The sequence below is a fragment of the Pseudomonas sp. NPDC089752 genome (assembly GCF_044748725.1).
Lineage (GTDB): Bacteria > Pseudomonadota > Gammaproteobacteria > Pseudomonadales > Pseudomonadaceae > Aquipseudomonas.
Genome location: NZ_JBIVGP010000002.1, coordinates 53,591 through 70,442 on the forward strand (window position 1 = coordinate 53,591; position 16,852 = coordinate 70,442).

Sequence of the window (16,852 nt, forward strand, 5' to 3'; positions counted from 1 at the left end):
TCGTCTGGACACAGACAGGCAAAAGTCGCGCCAACTGCTCGATCAGCCCGCGGAAACCCGCTCGCGCTCTCCCCGGTAGAAACGTTGCACCTCCAGGTACTCCTGGTCGATGCGATTGACCAGGTCTTCGATGCCATACAGCGGCCGCTCCTTGACCCGCTCCTCCAGCTGATGACACAGCTGCGCCAGACCAACAGCGCCCATGTTGCTGCTGCTGCCCTTGAAGCTGTGCGCGGCCATGCCGAGTTCGTCGGCGTTTCGGGCGCCGTGCAACTGGCTCAGACGCCGCTCGGAGTCCTCAAGAAAGGTTTCCAGCAACTGCAGGTAGCCATCTTCCATGACCTCCTGCAGGTCACTGAGCACTTTGTGGTCAATATGCTTGTCAGTCACTTGCTCGCTCCTTGATCAAGCCAGATTATGCCTCAGCCGCCAAACAGCTCACCAGGCGGCTCACCAATCAAACTGTACCCAGGCGCAACGACCGCCTTCGCGCCACCCGGCATCGCTGCCAAGCTGCCGCACCAGGTTCAGGCCTCGCCCGCTCAAGCCCCGCTCGCGAGCCGGGCGTGACAGAACCTGTTGCACGTCGAACCCCGCCCCGCTGTCACGAACCTCGATGATCAGACGTCCACCGCCAGCCTGCGGTTCCACCTTCAGGTCGATGCTCACAAAACCTTCGACCATGGCTGCCAAGCGCCGGGCGCGCTCCTGATAGTAGTCGGCAAACCCGTGGACATCCTGTTTGAGCCGCGAATCCAGGCCCAGCACGCCATGCTCCAGCGCATTGGAGTAGAGCTCGCTGAGCACACTGTGGAGGGCTCCAGTACGAGGCCGCAGGCCATGGATCTCCTGCAACAACTGGACCAGGTAAGGCACCGGGTTGAAGCGCTTGAGGCTCTCACCGCGCAAGGTGAACCCCAGCGACCAGTCCAGGGGGCTGGAACGCCCACTATCAGAATAGATGGTCGGCGCTGGCACCCGCTCCTCGGCGGTGAACATGCGGATGTCGCACAGGCTGATATCGTCCCGCGGCCTCCCGCCAAAGCGCGCCAGGGCCTGCATCATTTCATCGAACAGCTGTACCGGATCGCGGTTGGCGGCCAGCACGGCACGCAAGCGCTCGACACCGAACAGGCACTCCTGCTCATCCGCCGTGTCCACCACGCCATCGGACAGCAACAATAGCCGCTCATCTGGCGCGAGCGGCAGCACCTCGGTGCTGTCGTCAAAGCGTTCGGCAGACAGGATACCCAACGGCAGATGGCGCGAGGCCAGGGTCGCGAGCACCTCGCCTTCGGCCGACAGCCGGTAGCCATCTGGCATGCCGCCGTTCCACACTTCCACCGAGCCGCGCTGCACGCTCAGGTTGAGCAGCAGTGCGCAACAGAACATGTCCACCGGCAAGATGCGTTTGAGCTTGGCATTCATCTCGCGCAGCATTTGCGCCAAGCCATAGCCCTTGGCCGTCATGCCGTAGAACACTTCAGCCAGGGGCATGGCGCCGACTGCGGCGGGCAGCCCGTGGCCGGTGAAATCGCCGAGCAGCACATGCATGTCGCCCGACGGAGTGAAGGCGGCCAGCAGCAAGTCGCCGTTGAACAACGCATAGGGCGACTGCAGATAACGAATATTGGGCGCCGTGATGCAGCCAGAATGAGCAACCTTGTCGAAGACTGCCTTGGCCACCCGTTGCTCGTTGAGCAGGTGATGATGGTGGCGGGTAATCAGGTCGCGCTGCTCCAGCACGGTCGCCTGCAATCGCCGCAAGCGGTCCATGGCGCGAATTTTGGCGGCGAGAATCACCGCGCTGTAGGGCTTGGCCATGAAATCGTCGCCACCGGCCTCCAGGCAGCGCACCAAGGCATCCTCCTCGTTGAGCGAGGTGAGAAAGATGATCGGCACCAGCGCTTCGCCAGCCAGTTCCTTGATCTGCCGCGCCGCCTCGAAACCGTCCATAACCGGCATCAAGGCGTCGAGCAGCACCAGCTGCGGACGTTTTTCGGCGAAAAGCGCCACCGCCTGCTCGCCGTTTTCCGCCGTGAAAACATGATGGCCCTGCCGTCGGACAATTTGCGCCAGCAACAGGCGGTCCGTAGCCCCATCCTCGGCCACCAGCACGGTCAATGGCTGATCAGCCGGCATCTCCGTGCTCAACTGATGTCGAACAGTTTTTCGAAATTGGAGATCGCCAGGATCTTGCGCACGTCGGAACTGGCATGCACCACACGCACGTCCGATTCGTCGCCGCCGGCGTGATCGCGCAACAGCAGCAACATGCCAAGCGCCGAGCTGTCCAGATAAGTGGTGTCTTTCAGGTCGACGACCACCGAGTCGGGCCGCCCCGCCTGGCGTTCGTAAGCATCGCGAAACTCCTGATGCTTGCCGAAATCGAAGCGCCCCTTGACCTTGATCGTGAGCTTTTTCCCGTCCTGCGAAAAATCAGTCTCGACTGCCATGCTAGCGATTCCTTCGATGATGGCGAATGCAACTCTTCAAGGTTTAGCAGGGAGTGGCAAGTGTGGCAAATGGGTGAAACAGTGCCGGCCTCTTCGCGGGGCAAGCCCGCTCCCACAGGTTCTCTGCAAAACTCAAGGGCGACACAGGACCTGTGGGAGCGGGCTTGCCCCGCGAAGAGGCCGGCACTGCCTACAGATGCCCCTGCCGGGGCAAGCGCTGCGACAACTCATCCAGCAAGCGCTGCTCACGCTTGTCTTCCGCCCGCCGCGCTTCGTCCATGTAGCGCTGCACCAACTTGCGCAGCCCCTCCACCCGGGCATAGGCCTGCTGCCAGGTCCCCCGGGCATTGTTCAGGTTGTTCTGGTGCCAGGTCAGGCTCTGGCGCTGCTGGGTCATGGCCGTTTCCAGCTGCCCCAGAAAACGCTGGTAGTTGACCAGCCAGCTGCCGTTGACGCCCTGGCCACCGCGGTTGATCCACTGCGCCTGGTAGCCCTCGCGGAATGACTCGAGCTCCGCCAGTTTGGCCTGGGCCTGGGCCACCAGCTGCTGGAAATGCCCAAGCCGCTGCGCGGCCTTGCGCTCGGCCTCTTCGGCCATGTTCACCACCGGCGCCAGGCGCGCGGCACGGCTGGGCAGGCTCATGGCTTATCCGCCGCTGGCCGGCGGCATGAACACTGCCCCCAGCTGCTGACGGCTCTGGCCCATGCCGACATTCTCGTCCAGGCCCTGGCGCAGGAAGTCCACCAGTTTGGGCTGAAGAGCAATGGCCAGGTCGGTCTCCGGGTCGCCGCCGGCCACATAGGCGCCAACGCTGATCAGGTCGCGGCTCTGCGACAGGCGCGACCACAGCTGCTTGAACTTCTGCGCCTGACGCAGGTGGTCGGCATCCACAACCTGCGGCATGACCCGGCTGATCGAGGCTTCGATGTCGATGGCCGGGTAATGGCCTGCTTCAGCCAGACGCCGAGACAACACGAAGTGGCCGTCGAGCACGCCGCGCGCCGAGTCGGCGATCGGGTCCTGCTGGTCGTCGCCTTCGGACAGCACCGTGTAGAACGCAGTGATCGAGCCACCACCCGCTTCGCCATTGCCGGCACGCTCCACCAGCTTGGGCAGCTTGGCGAACACCGACGGCGGATAGCCACGGGTGGCCGGCGGCTCACCGATGGCCAGGGCGATCTCCCGCTGGGCCTGGGCGAAACGGGTCAGCGAATCCATCAGCAGCAGGACATTCTTGCCCTTGTCACGGAAATATTCGGCGATGCGCGTGCAGTACATGGCCGCACGCAACCGCATCAGCGGCGCATCGTCAGCCGGCGATGCAACCACCACCGAGCGCTTGAGGCCCTCTTCACCGAGGATGTGCTCGATGAACTCCTTTACCTCGCGGCCCCGCTCGCCAATCAGGCCGACCACGATGATCTCGGCCTCAGTGAAGCGGGTCATCATGCCCAGCAGCACCGACTTACCCACACCGGTACCGGCGAACAGGCCCAAACGTTGCCCGCGACCCACGGTCAGCAGGCCGTTGATGCTGCGGATGCCCACATCCAGCGGTTGGCTGATCGGGTCGCGATTGAGCGGGTTGATGATCGGGCCGTCCATCGGCACCCAGTCTTCGGCCTTCATCCCGCCCTTGCCGTCCAGGGCGCGGCCGGCGCCGTCCAGCACCCGGCCGAGCATGCTCATGCCCATCGGCAGGCGACCGCTGTCGTCCAGCGCCACCACCCGCGCGCCCGGCGCGATGCCGGCGATGCTGCCAACCGGCATGAGGAATACTTTGCTGCCGGCGAAGCCCATGACCTCGGCCTCGACCTGCACCGGGTGGTAGCTGTCGTCGTTGATCACCAGGCAGCGCGCGCCCACGGCGGCGCGCAGGCCCTCAGCCTCCAGGGTCAGGCCGACCATGCGCAGCAGGCGACCTTCGACCACCGGCTGCACCGGCAGCGCGATCGCCTCGGCGTAGCCGCCCAGGCGCTTGCCGAAGCTGGTACGGTCAAGGCGCATCGGTAGCGCCCAGCTCGATCGAGACATCCGGCGCCGCCGGATGCAGGGATTGGTCGTGCAGCTGGTCGAACAACTGGGCCACGGCCTTTTCGATACGGGTTTCCATGGTCGCATCGATGCGGCTGTGCGCGGTCTCGATGCGGCAACCGCCCGGTAACAACGCATCGTCTTCGAGCAGCTTCCAGTTTTCCTCATGGCGCTCGCGCAATGCCTTGGCCAGTTCGAAATCCTGCGGATTGAGATGAATGCGGATGTTGTCCGCCCCCATCGGCAGCAGCTTCAAGGCTTCACGCAGCACCTGGGTGATCTGGCTGGAATCGCTGCGCAGCTCGCGGCCAATGACCTGGCGGGCCATGTGCGCGACCAGGTGCACGAGGGTTTTCTCGATCTGCGTGTCCTGCTCGGCGATGGGGTCGAGCAGGTGCACCATCAATTGCTCAAGGTCCGCCAGTTTGGCGCTGAGCGCTTCCTCGGCCTCCTGACGCACCTTCAGCTGGGTGCTATGAAAGCCCTCACGCTCACCGGTGGCGAAGCCTTCGTTGTAGGCCTCCTGGCGGATCGCTTCGAGTTCTTCGAGGGTCAACGGCTGGACTTCCTCCAGCGGCACTTCCTCGACTTCTTCCTCGATGATCTCGGGCTCAGGTTCCGGCTCGGGTTCCGGTTCCGGGTCGAAGCTGGGCAATGCCCAGACATCGACGCCCTCCAGGTCACGGGCACGAATCAGGTCGCTGGGGTGGTGTTCTTTGGTGGACATGTTTTCAGTTACTCAACAACGACCGGTGCAGTCTTTGTGGGAGCGGGCTTGACCCGCGAACACCGGCGGAGCCGGTGCCATACCCTACGGCGCCTGCTTCGCGGGGCAAGCCCGCTCCCACAGGTGATTCATGCTGCCTGCAGGATCAGATCATTTCCTCGGCACCCTTGCCACCGAGCACGATTTCGCCGGCCTCGGCCATGCGTCGGGCGATGGTAAGGATTTCCTTCTGCGCCGTTTCCACGTCGCTGACGCGCACCGGGCCTTTGGCTTCGAGGTCGTCGCGCAGCAGCTCGGAGGCACGCTTGGACATGTTCTTGAAGATCTTGTCCTTGACCCGCTCGTCGGCGCCCTTGAGCGACACCACCAGCACGTCGGAAGACACTTCGCGCAGCAACGCCTGAATGCCGCGGTCGTCGACGTCGGCCAGGTTGTTGAAGACGAACATCAGGTCTTCGATCTGCTCCGAGAGGTCGTTGTCGATCTCGCGGATCGAGTCCATCAGCGCACCTTCCACGGAGCTGTCGAGGAAGTTCATGATGTCGGCGGCACGCTTGATGCCCCCCAGGGTGGTGCGCGCGGCGTTGGAGTTGCCCGAGAACTGCTTCTCGAGGATCTGGTTCAGCTCCTTAAGTGCTGCCGGCTGCACGGTGTTGAGCGAGGAGACGCGCAAGATGATATCCAGGCGCACCTTGTGGTCGAAATTGCTCAGCACTTCACCGGCCTGGTCGGGGTCGAGGTACGCGACCACGATAGCCTGGATCTGCGGGTGCTCGTAGCGGATGACGTCGGCCACGGCACGCGGCTCCATCCACTTGAGGCTGTCCAGGCCGCTGGTGTTGCCACCGAGCAGGATGCGGTCGATCAGGCCGTTGGCCTTGTCCTCGCCGAGGGCCTGGTTGAGCATCTTGCGGATGTAGCCGTCGGAACCTACGCCCAGGCTGGTCTGGTCGCCGACGATCTCGACGAACTCGCTCATCACCTGCTGCACCTGATCGCGGTGCACGGTGCCCATCTGCGCCATGGCCACGCCGACCCGCTGCACTTCCTTCGGGCCCATGTGGCGCAGCACCTGGGCAGCATCGGTCTCACCCAGCGAGAGCAGGAGGATCGCCGCCTTGTCGGTGCGGCTCAGCTTGGCGGTAACGGCTCGGTTGTCACTCATCGGCGTTGATCCACTCTTTCACGACCTGGGCCACGCGGCCCGGGTCTTCGGCCACAAGGCCTTTGATTGCGTTGAGCTGTGCCTCGTAACCCTCGCTTGGGCTTGGCAACAGAATGCTTGTCGGGCCACCCAAGCTGACGCGGTCGTTGGCCAGTTCGCCATCCAGACCGATCATGCCGCCCAGCTCCATGTCGCTGTCCGTCGCAGCAGCTTGCTTGCCGCCGCCAGTGATGTTGTTGAGTACCGGGCGCAGCACGCCGAATACCAGTACCAGGATGAACACCACGCCCAGCACTTGCTTGACGATGTCCCAGAACCACGGCTGCTGATAGAACGCGATTTCTGCGATCTCTTCGCCGCGGTCGGCGGCAAATGGCACGTTGATCACGGTCACGCTGTCGCCGCGGCTGGCATCGAAGCCCACCGCGTCCTGCACCAGGCGAGTGAAGCGCGCCAGGTCTTCGGCGCCCCACGGCGCGCGAGTGGCCTCGCCATTGGCGTCGAGCTTGACCTGGTCATCGACCACCACCGCCACCGACAGGCGGCTCAGACGACCCTGCTGTTGGCGAGTGTGGCTGATCGAGCGGTCCAGCTCGAAATTCTTGGTGGTTTGCACACGCTTGTCAGCCGGGTACGGCGCGAGCATCGGCTGGCCGGTGGCCGGGTCCATGATCTGCTGACCGTTGGCATCCACCAGCGGTTGCCCCGGCTGGATGGCGCCAGCGGCCGGCGCGGCGGCGGTGGCATTTTCCGGTGCCGAAGCGCCGGCCGGTGGCTGGTTGCTCAGCGCACCCGGCACGCCTTGCGGGCCAGAACTGCTGGAGCGTTGCTCATTGACCGCCTGCTCGCTGCGCAGCGCCGGCTGGTCCGGGTTGAACTGCTCGGACGTGGATTCGGTCGCGCTGAAGTCGAGGTCGGCGGAGACTTCGGCCTTGTAGCGGTCGTTGCCCAGCACCGGCTGCAGAATGTTGTGTACGCGCTGGGTGAGCATGCTCTCCATGCGGCGGCTGTAGTCGAACTGCTTGCCGGCCATGGTCAGTGCGGTGTCCTGCAACTGTTCGGAGAGCAGGTTGCCTTTCTGGTCGACCACGGTGACTTGCGATTTGTCCAGCTCAGGGACGCTGGTAGCGACCAGGTTGACGATGGCCATCACCTGCCCGGCTTCCAGCGCACGGCCTGGATACAGCTCGACCAGTACGGAAGCGCTTGGCTTGCGCTCGTCACGCACGAACACCGAACTTTTCGGGATCGCCAGGTGCACGCGCGCGGCCTTGACGTTGTTCAGGCTGGAGACGGTGCGGGCCAGTTCGCCTTCGAGGCTGCGACGATAACGGGTGGCTTCCATGAACTGGCTGGTACCCAGGCCCTGCTCCTTGTCGAGCAGCTCGAAGCCGACGTTGCCGTCGCTCGGCGCCACGCCCGCAGCCGCCAGTTTCAGGCGCGCACGGGAGAGGTCGTCGGCCTTGACCAGCAGAGCACCGGAATTGGGCTCGACATTGTAGGGGATGTCCGCGGCGGCCAGGGTGTCCATGACCTGCTTGGTGTCCATGCCGGCCAGGCTGCCATACAGCGGCCGGTAGTCCGGCTGCTGCGACCACAGCACCACGGCGAAGCCTATCGCCACGCTCGCCGCCAACCCGACCAGCAGGCCGACCTGACGCAGCATGGGCATCTGCGAGATGTTTTCCAGGAATGACATACCGAACAGCGGCGGTTTGGACGCTGGCGGGCCACTCTTGGCGGGGGGGTTATCGACGACTGCTTCAGCCATGACTTACTTCCGTCCTCAAACCGGCATCTGCATGATGTCCTGGTACGCCTGAACCAGCTTGTTGCGTACCTGGGTCAGCGCTTGCATGGACACACTGGCTTTCTGCGAGGCGATCATCACGTCGGTCAGGTCGACACCACTCTTGCCGATCTCGAAGGCATTGGCGAGCTGGGTCGACGCTTGCTGGGTTTCGTGCACCTTGCCGATGGCCTGGCCGAGCATGTCGGCAAAGCTGCTTTGGCCTGGGGCCAGCTCAGGCGCAGCAGTGGCTTTGGGCAACGACATGGCATCGGCCTGCATGGCCCGCATGTCCAGCATCAGACGGTTGAATTCAACACCTTGGCTCATGAACTTCTCTCTCCGGCGGCCGCATTTTTTTGACACTCATGCGGCGGATAGCCCAGAGCTAGCAACAAGAGTGCCAGCCCGCTGCGCACATCTTTAATTAACTGAATCAGCCGTACAGGCTGGCTTCCACATCGAGCCCGGCATCGCGCATCTGCGCCAGCTTGTAGCGCAGGGTGCGCGGGCTGATACCCAGACGCTCGGCTGCCTCTTTGCGGCGGCCACGCTCGGCGCGCAGGGTGTCGATGATCATCTGGAACTCGCGGCGACGCAGGTCGTCGCCCAAGGCGCTGGAATCGCTCACCGGTTCGATGGCCACGGGCGCTGCTGCCGACAAGGGAATGACGCCTGCCAGACAGAAATCCGCCGCCTCGATCACACCGCCCTGCTGCAGGATCAGCGCCCGTTGCAAGGCGTTATCCAGTTCGCGCACGTTGCCCGGCCAGGCATAGGCCTGCAGGCAGGCCTGCGCAGCGGCGGACAGGCGCACCGGCGCGTGTTTCATTTTCGCCACGTGCCGCGCGAGCAGGCGCTCGGCCAGCGGCAGGATGTCGCCACTGCGCTCGCGCAGCGGCTGCCAGGCCAGCGGGAACACCGAGAGGCGGTAGAACAGGTCCTCACGGAACCGCCCCGCCGCCACCTCACCGGCCATGTCACGGTTGGTGGTGGCAACGACGCGGATATCCAGCGCAATCGGCTTGCGCCCGCCCACCCGCTCCACTTCACGCTCCTGCAAGACGCGCAACAGCTTGGCCTGCAAAGCAAGCGGCATTTCGGAAATCTCGTCGAGCAGCAAGGTGCCGCCCTCGGCCTGCTCGAACTTGCCGGCCTGCGCAGCGATGGCGCCGGTGAAGGCACCCTTCTCATGGCCGAACAGGGTGGCTTCGAGCATGTTGTCAGGGATGGCCGCGCAGTTGATCGCGACGAAGGGCTGCGCTGCCCGTGGCGACTGCTGGTGGATGTAGCGTGCGAGCACTTCCTTGCCAGTGCCCGACTCACCCGAAATAAGCACGGTAGAATCGCTGCGCGCGACACGCGAGGCCAACTCCAGCAGTTGTCGGCTGGCCACTTCGCAGGCCACCGGGCCCTCGCTGTCGGCCCCACCCAGGCGCCCGGCAGCGTGACGCTCGACCAGGCTCAACAGCGCATTGGGCTCGAATGGCTTGACCAGGTAATCCACAGCGCCCTGGCGCATGGCCTCCACGGCGCGCTCCACCGCAGCGTGGGCGGTCATCAGCAGCACCGGCAGGTGCGGATGGTGGCGGCGCAGCTGCGCCAGCAGTTGATGCCCATCCATCCCCGGCATGTTCACATCGCTGACCACCAGGCTGTACGCCTCGCATTCCACAGCTTCCAATGCCTCTTCGGCACTGCCCACGGCACGATAGGCGAAGCCGCCAATCTCCAAGGTATCGCCCAGCGCCTGGCGCAACACGCGGTCATCTTCGACCAGCAGCACCTTGATGGCCATTAAACGACCTCCACAGGCTGCCCGCCAATCAACGGCAACTCAACCGTGACACAGGTGCCGCGCCCTACCTTCGAACGCAGCCGCAATGTGCCCTGGTGCGCACGCACCACGGCCTTGACCACCGCCAGACCAAGACCGGTGCCGGTGGCCTTGGTGGTGAGGAACGGCTCCCCCAGACGGCCCAGCAGATCAGCATCGATGCCACTGCCGGCATCACTGACGCACAGCCGCAGGGTGTGCCCGCGGCGGAACAGGTGCACTTTGAGCCGCGCCTCGCCATCACTGGCCTGCAGGGCGTTCTCGATCAGGTTGAGCAAGGCACCGACCAGGGTGTCGCGGTTGCACAGTAATTCGCCCAGGTGGCTGTCGCACTGCCAGCGCACGGCATGCCCCTGCACGTGCGGCTGGGCGGCTTGCTGCAAGGCCTGGAACAGCCCCTTGGGGGTCAGCCGATCGCCCAGCGGTAACTCGCCACGGGCAAACACCAGCATGTCGCGCACCTGGTGCTCCAGCTCGTGCAGGCGCTCCTTGAGGCTGCCGGCGAAGCGCTGACGGGTCTCTGGCGCCAGTTCGCGCTCGGTATCGGCCAGGTGGCTGGCGTACAGCATGGCCGCCGACAGCGGCGTGCGGATCTGGTGGGCCAGCGAGGCGACCATGCGCCCCAGCGAAGACAGGCGCTCGTGCCGCGCCAACTGGCCTTGCAGGCGACGGGTTTCAGTCAGGTCGTTGAGCAGCACCAGTTGGCCGGGCTCGGCGTCCAGCGAGCGAGTGGCAATCGACAGGCGCCGGCCATCGCGCAGCGAGACTTCGTGACCGTCATCCTTGCGCGGGGCGAAACTGCGCGCGATCACTTCACGCCACAGCTGGCCGATCAAAGGCTCACCGAGCAGTTCGCAGGCCGCCGGATTGGCTTCGCGCACGCGGCCCTGCTCATCGATCACGATCACCCCACCCGGCAGCAGGTCGAGCAGGTTTTGCAGGCGGTTGGCAAGGCGCTCTTTTTCGTTGAGTTCAGCCATGCGCTGGGCGCCGACCACCGCCAGCTCGCCCTTGAGCTCGCTGACGCGGGCTTCGAGCAAGCTGTAGGACTGGTTGAGCTGGGTGGATACCTGGTTGAACAGGGCGAATGCCTGCTCCAGCCCCTGTCGACTCTCCTGTTCGACCGGGGTGCGCCCCTGTAGATCAGGGGCTCGGGAAAAGTGGGCGGCCTGGGGCATCGTGCTCTCTCGCGTGGCTGACCGTCATAAAAACGGTGTGGTGCGAGCGGTGTAGCAATAGGCGTGCCGGGGATGGGGGGTTGGGGGGGGGTCGGGGGCATCGGTGCATGTCTTGAGATTTGCAGTGATGCACAGATCGAGCGCCGCCCGCGCGGCGCATCGCGAGCAACGCTCGCTCCTACGTTTGTTTCTGGCCAATAACGCCAGTGACAGGCGCGCGCGACCGCCTTGCAGGTACGACTCGATATCGCGTCAAGCACCAAGGCGTTCGCGCGCAAACCCCACAGGCATAACTGGCCAAAAACAAACGTAGGAGCGAGCGTTGCTCGCGATGCGCCGCGCGGGCGGCGCTCGATCTCAAGGGCGCCAGAGCACTCAAGCCAAGCCCCTCAATCCTCCGCCTGGTCCTCACCCCCCTGCCGGCTCATCCCATACTTGCGCATCTTCTCCACCAAGGTGGTACGGCGAATCCGCAACCGCTCGGCCGCCCGCGCCACGATCCCATTGGCGTCGTCCAGCGCCTGCTGAATCAACCCCTGCTCCAGACTGCCGAGATAGTCCTTCAGATCCAACCCTTCAGGCGGCAGCATGGCATGGCTGGAGAAGCTCGGCGCATGACCGTTGATCGCCACACGCTCTTCGAGATCACTGCGCAGGCTGTCTACCAGCTGCTCGTCCTCGTCGTCGATGTAGCGGAATTTCTTCGGCAGCTCCGACACGCCGATCACCCCGTACGGATGCATGATCGCCATGCGCTCGACCAGGTTGGCCAGCTCGCGCACGTTGCCCGGCCAACCATGCCGGCACAGCGACATGATCGCAGCGGAGTTGAAGCGGATCGAACCGCGCTTCTCGTGCTCCATGCGTGAAATCAGCTCGTTCATCAGCAGCGGAATGTCTTCCACGCGCTCACGCAACGGCGCCATCTCGATCGGGAACACGTTCAGGCGGTAGTACAGGTCTTCGCGGAAGGTACCGTCCTCGATCATGCTTTCGAGGTTCTTGTGCGTCGCGGCGATGATGCGCACGTCGATGCTCTGGGTCTTGTTGCTGCCGACCCGCTCGAATGTACGCTCCTGGAGCACGCGCAGCAGCTTGACCTGCATCGGCAGCGGCATGTCGCCAATCTCGTCGAGGAACAGCGTACCGCCGTTGGCCAGCTCGAAGCGCCCGGCACGGCTGGTGATGGCACCGGTAAAGGCGCCCTTCTCATGGCCGAACAGTTCGCTTTCGAGCAACTCGGCGGGGATTGCCCCGCAGTTGACCGGCACGAACGGCGCTTCGCGGCGCTTGGAGTGATAATGCAGGTTGCGCGCCACCACTTCCTTGCCCGTGCCGGACTCGCCGAGAATCAGCACGCTGGCGTCGGTATCGGCCACCTGTTGCATCATCTGCCGCACATGCTGAATGGCACGGCTGGTGCCGACCAGGCTGCGGAACAGGTTGGGCTCGCGCTGACGACCGCGCTCACGGGCCTGGTCGTACATCTCGCGATAGACCTGGGCACGGTGCAGCGAATCGAGCAACTGGCTGTAGCTCGGCGGCATCTCGAGGTTGGACAGCACGCGACGGCGCAGCTCTTCCGGGAAGTCCGCAGAAGAAATTTCGCCAATCAGCAACACCGGAAGGAACTCATCCCAACCGGCCACTGTCTTAAGCAACCCCAGCACATTGCCTGGAGCATTCACGGTTCCGATCAGCACGCAGAGGACTTCACGGCTCGAAGACAACGACTCCACCACCTGCTGCCAATCCTGGCTCGAGCAGGGCAGGTTTTCTTCGCCGAGAAAGTTCAGGACCACCGCCAGATCGCGGCGGCGGGCGCTGTCGTCATCGATCAGGAGAATCTTGGTTTCACGCCACATGCAATAGCAACTTCCCTAGTCATATCGGCGCCCGAAGGCGTGCTCGACATCATTCTGACTGAATGGTCAGTGGTCGGACGTCTGAAATACGAAAACAGCCACTAGTAAAGTCAAAAAAAAGCATACAGTCAAATTAATGGCGCACGACTTTTAGGACATCTGTGGTCAACTGAACAGATGGTATACCTTGGCTGCGTTTTTCGCCTGACGGATTTGCATCATTTCATCGACCAAGGATTGACGTTCGCCACTTGCAACCTCGATTAACTGCCGATAGACGGCCAGCAATTGCTCCAGGCTGTCGCGCACATCCGCCTCCTGGCCCTGCGCCTCGGCCAGCACATCATTGATCCGCAGGCGGCACTCCAGGTCCAGCTCGCCCACCGCATCCCAATCGCGGCTGGCCAGGGCGGCCAGTAGCAACTCGCGGGTCTGTTCGATACGGGTAATTACCTCGCTCATGGCATCCTCCTTGATCAGGGGGCCGGCGACTGGTCGCCGATCGCGTCCCAACCTTCCTTTACGGTGATCAGCAGGCGCGCCACTTCGTCGATGATGGCGGGGTCGCTTTTCACGTTGGCTTCGATCAGTCGGCGGCTCATGTACGTGTACAGGCTATCCAGCTCTGCCAGACTGTCGGCGTGGTTTTCCAGGTCCAGGCCTTCACGCAGGCCACCGATGATGTCGATGGCCTTGCCGATCAGGATGCCCTTCTGCGCAATGTCGTTACGCGCGATGGCACCCTTGGCCTGGGCCATGCGATCAAGACCGCCCTGCATGAGCATCTGTACCAAACGGTGCGGGCTGGCTTCGGATGTCTGCGCAGCGCCGTTGACTTTCTGGTATTGCCGAAGGGCCAACATCGGGTTCATGGATCTGCCTCGTTGCAGCGAAAAAGGTTGCTTGTACCTGCTATATCGCCGCCACGTCAAAAAACTTTAAGCAGAAAAGCAAAAAGCCCGGGGCGTCTGACAGACACCGCCGGGCTTTTGGCAGGCTCAACCGATCAGGATTTCTTGGCCTGGGCGTTGATCGCGTCGAAAATCGAAGTGATCTGGTCGGCTTGGGCCTTCATCTTGCCCAGCGCGGTATCGAGCGCGACATACTTCTTGGTCAAGGATTCGGTCAACGAGTCCGTGCGTCGGTCCAGGGCCGCCTGTTGCTCAGCCAGATTGGACGCCACCTTGTCCAGGCTCGCTTTGCGTGTGGCCAGCGAACCGTCAGTCGCATTGTAGGGCTCGATGGCTTTGTTCATGCGCTCGAATATGCCGTCGGTCCCGGTGAACAGGTTCTGCACTTCGCCACCGAGCTTCTTGTCGTTCATCGCCGCAGTGAACTTGGTGCTATTGAACTCCAACGTACCATCGCGCTGAGTGTTGATACCCAGCTGGCTCAGGGTGGTCAGACGATCCCCACCCCCCACTTCCGACAGCACGCCGCGCACATCGGCCAGCAGTGAGCGCGTGGTGGGGTCGTTGGTCAGCGACCCGAGTACCGTGTTGCCATCCTCATCCTTGGACGTGCTGGTGAGCGAGGTAATCGCTTTCTGCAAGGTATTGAACGCGTCGACGAACGATTGAATGGAGGTTTTCAAACCATCGTTGTTGGCCGCCACGGTAACCTTGGTGGCCACGCCTGCTGCACTGGCGCCATTGAGCTCGAGCTTGATGCCACTGATGGCATCGTCGACGGTATTGGAAGCACTCTTCACTTCCAGACCGTCGATCAGCACCACGGCATCCTTGGCAGGCGCTGTGATGTAACCCGCACCGCTGCCTGTCATCGACTTTGTACCGTCGATATCCAGGCCCAGGCCGCTGACGGAAATATCGCTCCCGGCACCGGTGGTGGTGGAACCCAGCACCAGGCGAGCCCCTCCGTCACCTGTGATGATGTTGGCGGAAAAACCACTGCCACCGAGCTCTTTGTTGATCTGGTCACGCACCGTCTGCAGCGTGGCGCCGGCACCCACCTTGATGGTGTAGTCCTTGCCGCCCTGACTGATGACCAGATCTCCTTCCGGAATGCTCGAGCTCGCACCACCCGCAAAGGCCTGACTCGCCACCTTGGAGCTGGTCGCGAGGTTCTTCACTTCGACATTGTATGTACCCGCCACGGCCGTGTTGCTGGCGGTTGCCTTGACCACCGTATCGCTGGCCGAAGTGGCGGCGAAAGCGTTGAAAGAGGGGGCGGTCTTGTCGTTGAGCTTACCCATCGCCGTGGTAAATGCCGTGAGCGCACTGCGCAGCGCGCCAACCCCGGAAATATACGCAGTATTGTTGGCGGTCTGGCGGGTGATCTGCGCCTGCTTGGCGGCAGTATCCGACTTCACCAGAACGCTCACGATTTCGGTAATGTTAAGACCAGACCCCAGGCCAGTGCTGGAAGTTAGCGGGCTTGCCATGCTGTTGTCCCTCTCGTCAACGCGTCAGCCCACTCCTGTGGGACAGACATGTTTCGCTTCATTGGTGCTCGCCGCCGGTCACACCTTGGCGTCGAACAAAACACTTTTGACATCGCTCAGACTGTGGGCGATCCGCAAGGCCTCCTCGGAGGGCAACTGGCGTATCAGCTCACCACTGTCGGTCGCGATGACCTTGACCACGATCTTGCCGGATTCTTCATCCGTGGAGAACTCCAGATTGCGCTGAGACGCCTTCAGGAACTTCTCGATCTCCGAAACGGCATTTTTGACCTTGTCCGCCTGCTGCACTGACGAAGCCTTTTTGCTGTCTTCTTCGGGTTTTGCTTGCTCCGCCGACCGGACAACCGGTTTATCGGCAACCTGCTCGGCCGGACGTGCGGCCGGGTAAGACAGGTTCAGCTTGACGCTCATGTCCATGTCCACCACCTCGCAATGAAAAAGCGGGGAAGTGCGGCAAGCGCACTTCCCCGCCAGCAACTAGGCAGATTAGCCCAGCAGCTTCAGCACTGCCGACGGCAGCTGGTTGGCCTGGGCCAGAACCGAAGTCGAAGCTTGCTGCAGGGTCTGCTGCTTGGTCAGCTGGGCAGTTTCGGCAGCGAAGTCGGTGTCCTGAACGCGGCTGCGGGCAGCCTCGGCGTTTTCGTTGATGTTTTGCAGGTTGTTGATGGTGCTGGTCAGACGGTTCTGTACGGCACCGAGGTCAGCACGCTGGGTGTTGATGTTCTGCAGTGCGGTGTCGATGGCGTCGACAGCGGCGCTGAAGTTGGCGCCGATGTCAGCATCAGCACCGGAGATGGCGATAGTGCCGCTGTCAACCGACAGGGTGGCGGCGGTCAGGTCAGCCAGGGTGATGGAGATCTGGTTCTCGGAACCGGTGTTCGAACCCACCTGGAACGACATGGTGGCGCTGGTGTTCAGCAGGTTCTTGCCGTTCAGCTGGGTGCTGTTGGCGATACGGGTCAGTTCGTCCGACATCGAAGCGAACTCTTTGTTCAGAGCGTTACGGTCTTCTTCGCTGTTCGACGAGTTGTTCGCCTGAACAGCCAGTTCACGCATACGCTGCAGAATGTTGGTCTGCTCCTGCATCGCGCCTTCAGCGGTCTGGGCGATCGAGATACCGTCGTTGGCGTTTTTGATCGCCATGGTCTGGCCACGGATCTGCGAAGTCATGCGGGTTGCGATCTGCAGGCCAGCAGCGTCGTCTTTGGCGCTGTTGATTTTCAGGCCGGACGACAGACGGCTCATCGAAGTGGACAGTGCGTCGGAAGCACGGTTCAGGTTTTTCTGAACGCCCAGCGAAGTGGTGTTGGTGTTTACGGTCAAAGCCATGACGAAATCCTCGTTGGTTGGGTACTGCGGCTTCCGGCCCTGGCAT

Annotated in this window: 17 protein-coding genes; all 17 read right to left on the reverse strand. The window is 63.0% G+C overall.

Going from position 1 to position 16,852, the window contains the following annotated elements:
- Positions 1-42 precede the first annotated feature (42 nt).
- The 17 genes from ACIPZF_RS03080 to ACIPZF_RS03160 all read right to left on the reverse strand — a co-directional run bounded on the left by ACIPZF_RS03080 (position 43) and on the right by ACIPZF_RS03160 (position 16,806).
- Positions 43-390, reverse strand: coding sequence for an Hpt domain-containing protein (locus ACIPZF_RS03080; RefSeq protein ID WP_400795119.1), 348 nt, complete (start codon positions 388-390; stop codon positions 43-45).
- A 60-nt stretch (positions 391-450) separates the two neighbouring features.
- Entirely contained in the window at positions 451-2,142 is a 1,692-nt protein-coding gene (locus ACIPZF_RS03085) for a SpoIIE family protein phosphatase (protein WP_400795121.1), read from the reverse strand.
- A gap of 8 nt (positions 2,143-2,150) precedes the next feature.
- Complete coding sequence (locus ACIPZF_RS03090; protein WP_400795123.1) at positions 2,151-2,456, reverse strand: STAS domain-containing protein; 306 nt, start codon at positions 2,454-2,456, stop codon at positions 2,151-2,153.
- Between the two features lie 190 nt (positions 2,457-2,646).
- Positions 2,647-3,099 (reverse strand): flagellar export protein FliJ, encoded by a 453-nt coding sequence (fliJ, locus tag ACIPZF_RS03095; RefSeq protein WP_400795125.1) that lies wholly within the window; start codon positions 3,097-3,099, stop codon positions 2,647-2,649.
- A 3-nt stretch (positions 3,100-3,102) separates the two neighbouring features.
- On the reverse strand, positions 3,103-4,464 hold the full coding sequence (gene fliI, locus ACIPZF_RS03100; RefSeq protein WP_400795127.1) for a flagellar protein export ATPase FliI: 1,362 nt from the start codon (positions 4,462-4,464) through the stop codon (positions 3,103-3,105).
- Positions 4,454-5,218 (reverse strand): flagellar assembly protein FliH, encoded by a 765-nt coding sequence (gene fliH / locus ACIPZF_RS03105; protein WP_400795129.1) that lies wholly within the window; start codon positions 5,216-5,218, stop codon positions 4,454-4,456. Before fliH ends, fliI begins: the two co-directional genes overlap by 11 nt.
- Positions 5,219-5,363: 145 nt before the next feature.
- The gene (gene fliG / locus ACIPZF_RS03110) at positions 5,364-6,383 is read right to left on the reverse strand and encodes a flagellar motor switch protein FliG (protein WP_400795131.1); all 1,020 of its coding nucleotides are present in this window, start codon (positions 6,381-6,383) and stop codon (positions 5,364-5,366) included.
- Complete coding sequence (gene fliF, locus ACIPZF_RS03115) at positions 6,376-8,154, reverse strand: flagellar basal-body MS-ring/collar protein FliF (RefSeq protein ID WP_400795133.1); 1,779 nt, start codon at positions 8,152-8,154, stop codon at positions 6,376-6,378. Before fliF ends, fliG begins: the two co-directional genes overlap by 8 nt.
- 15 nt (positions 8,155-8,169) lie before the next feature.
- Positions 8,170-8,502 carry a flagellar hook-basal body complex protein FliE gene (fliE, locus tag ACIPZF_RS03120; protein WP_346613980.1) on the reverse strand — a complete coding sequence of 111 codons (333 nt, stop codon included), beginning with the start codon at positions 8,500-8,502 and terminating at the stop codon, positions 8,170-8,172.
- A gap of 106 nt (positions 8,503-8,608) precedes the next feature.
- Positions 8,609-9,970, reverse strand: coding sequence for a sigma-54-dependent transcriptional regulator (locus ACIPZF_RS03125; RefSeq protein ID WP_400795135.1), 1,362 nt, complete (start codon positions 9,968-9,970; stop codon positions 8,609-8,611).
- On the reverse strand, positions 9,970-11,187 hold the full coding sequence (locus tag ACIPZF_RS03130; protein WP_400795137.1) for a sensor histidine kinase: 1,218 nt from the start codon (positions 11,185-11,187) through the stop codon (positions 9,970-9,972). The genes ACIPZF_RS03125 and ACIPZF_RS03130 overlap by 1 nt, the downstream gene beginning before the upstream one ends.
- Positions 11,188-11,576: 389 nt before the next feature.
- Positions 11,577-13,052, reverse strand: a complete 1,476-nt coding sequence (fleQ, locus tag ACIPZF_RS03135; protein ID WP_400795139.1) for a transcriptional regulator FleQ — start codon at positions 13,050-13,052, stop codon at positions 11,577-11,579.
- A gap of 165 nt (positions 13,053-13,217) precedes the next feature.
- The gene (fliT, locus tag ACIPZF_RS03140; protein ID WP_400795141.1) at positions 13,218-13,514 is read right to left on the reverse strand and encodes a flagellar protein FliT; all 297 of its coding nucleotides are present in this window, start codon (positions 13,512-13,514) and stop codon (positions 13,218-13,220) included.
- A 14-nt stretch (positions 13,515-13,528) separates the two neighbouring features.
- The gene (gene fliS, locus ACIPZF_RS03145; protein WP_387527634.1) at positions 13,529-13,924 is read right to left on the reverse strand and encodes a flagellar export chaperone FliS; all 396 of its coding nucleotides are present in this window, start codon (positions 13,922-13,924) and stop codon (positions 13,529-13,531) included.
- 134 nt (positions 13,925-14,058) lie between these two features.
- Positions 14,059-15,456, reverse strand: a complete 1,398-nt coding sequence (gene fliD / locus ACIPZF_RS03150; RefSeq protein WP_400795144.1) for a flagellar filament capping protein FliD — start codon at positions 15,454-15,456, stop codon at positions 14,059-14,061.
- Positions 15,457-15,534: 78 nt separating this feature from the next.
- The gene (locus ACIPZF_RS03155) at positions 15,535-15,894 is read right to left on the reverse strand and encodes a flagellar protein FlaG (RefSeq protein ID WP_400795146.1); all 360 of its coding nucleotides are present in this window, start codon (positions 15,892-15,894) and stop codon (positions 15,535-15,537) included.
- 69 nt (positions 15,895-15,963) lie between these two features.
- A complete protein-coding gene (locus tag ACIPZF_RS03160) occupies positions 15,964-16,806 on the reverse strand; it encodes a flagellin domain-containing protein (protein WP_400795147.1) in 843 nt (280 codons plus the stop codon).
- Between the last annotated feature and the right edge of the window lie 46 nt (positions 16,807-16,852).

Excerpts from the sequence above, each read along its gene's own strand:
- ACIPZF_RS03155 (WP_400795146.1), bottom strand. The coding sequence starts at position 15,894 with ATGGACATGAGCGTCAAGCTGAACCTGTCTTACCCGGCCGCACGTCCG.
- fliF (WP_400795133.1), bottom strand. The coding sequence starts at position 8,154 with ATGGCTGAAGCAGTCGTCGATAACCCCCCCGCCAAGAGTGGCCCGCCA.
- fliT (WP_400795141.1), bottom strand. The coding sequence starts at position 13,514 with ATGAGCGAGGTAATTACCCGTATCGAACAGACCCGCGAGTTGCTACTG.
- ACIPZF_RS03085 (WP_400795121.1), bottom strand. The coding sequence starts at position 2,142 with ATGCCGGCTGATCAGCCATTGACCGTGCTGGTGGCCGAGGATGGGGCT.
- ACIPZF_RS03090 (WP_400795123.1), bottom strand. The coding sequence starts at position 2,456 with ATGGCAGTCGAGACTGATTTTTCGCAGGACGGGAAAAAGCTCACGATC.
- fleQ (WP_400795139.1), bottom strand. The coding sequence starts at position 13,052 with ATGTGGCGTGAAACCAAGATTCTCCTGATCGATGACGACAGCGCCCGC.
- ACIPZF_RS03160 (WP_400795147.1), bottom strand. The coding sequence starts at position 16,806 with ATGGCTTTGACCGTAAACACCAACACCACTTCGCTGGGCGTTCAGAAA.
- fliG (WP_400795131.1), bottom strand. The coding sequence starts at position 6,383 with ATGAGTGACAACCGAGCCGTTACCGCCAAGCTGAGCCGCACCGACAAG.
- ACIPZF_RS03125 (WP_400795135.1), bottom strand. The coding sequence starts at position 9,970 with ATGGCCATCAAGGTGCTGCTGGTCGAAGATGACCGCGTGTTGCGCCAG.
- fliI (WP_400795127.1), bottom strand. The coding sequence starts at position 4,464 with ATGCGCCTTGACCGTACCAGCTTCGGCAAGCGCCTGGGCGGCTACGCC.
- fliE (WP_346613980.1), bottom strand. The coding sequence starts at position 8,502 with ATGAGCCAAGGTGTTGAATTCAACCGTCTGATGCTGGACATGCGGGCC.
- fliH (WP_400795129.1), bottom strand. The coding sequence starts at position 5,218 with ATGTCCACCAAAGAACACCACCCCAGCGACCTGATTCGTGCCCGTGAC.
- ACIPZF_RS03130 (WP_400795137.1), bottom strand. The coding sequence starts at position 11,187 with ATGCCCCAGGCCGCCCACTTTTCCCGAGCCCCTGATCTACAGGGGCGC.
- fliS (WP_387527634.1), bottom strand. The coding sequence starts at position 13,924 with ATGAACCCGATGTTGGCCCTTCGGCAATACCAGAAAGTCAACGGCGCT.
- fliD (WP_400795144.1), bottom strand. The coding sequence starts at position 15,456 with ATGGCAAGCCCGCTAACTTCCAGCACTGGCCTGGGGTCTGGTCTTAAC.
- fliJ (WP_400795125.1), bottom strand. The coding sequence starts at position 3,099 with ATGAGCCTGCCCAGCCGTGCCGCGCGCCTGGCGCCGGTGGTGAACATG.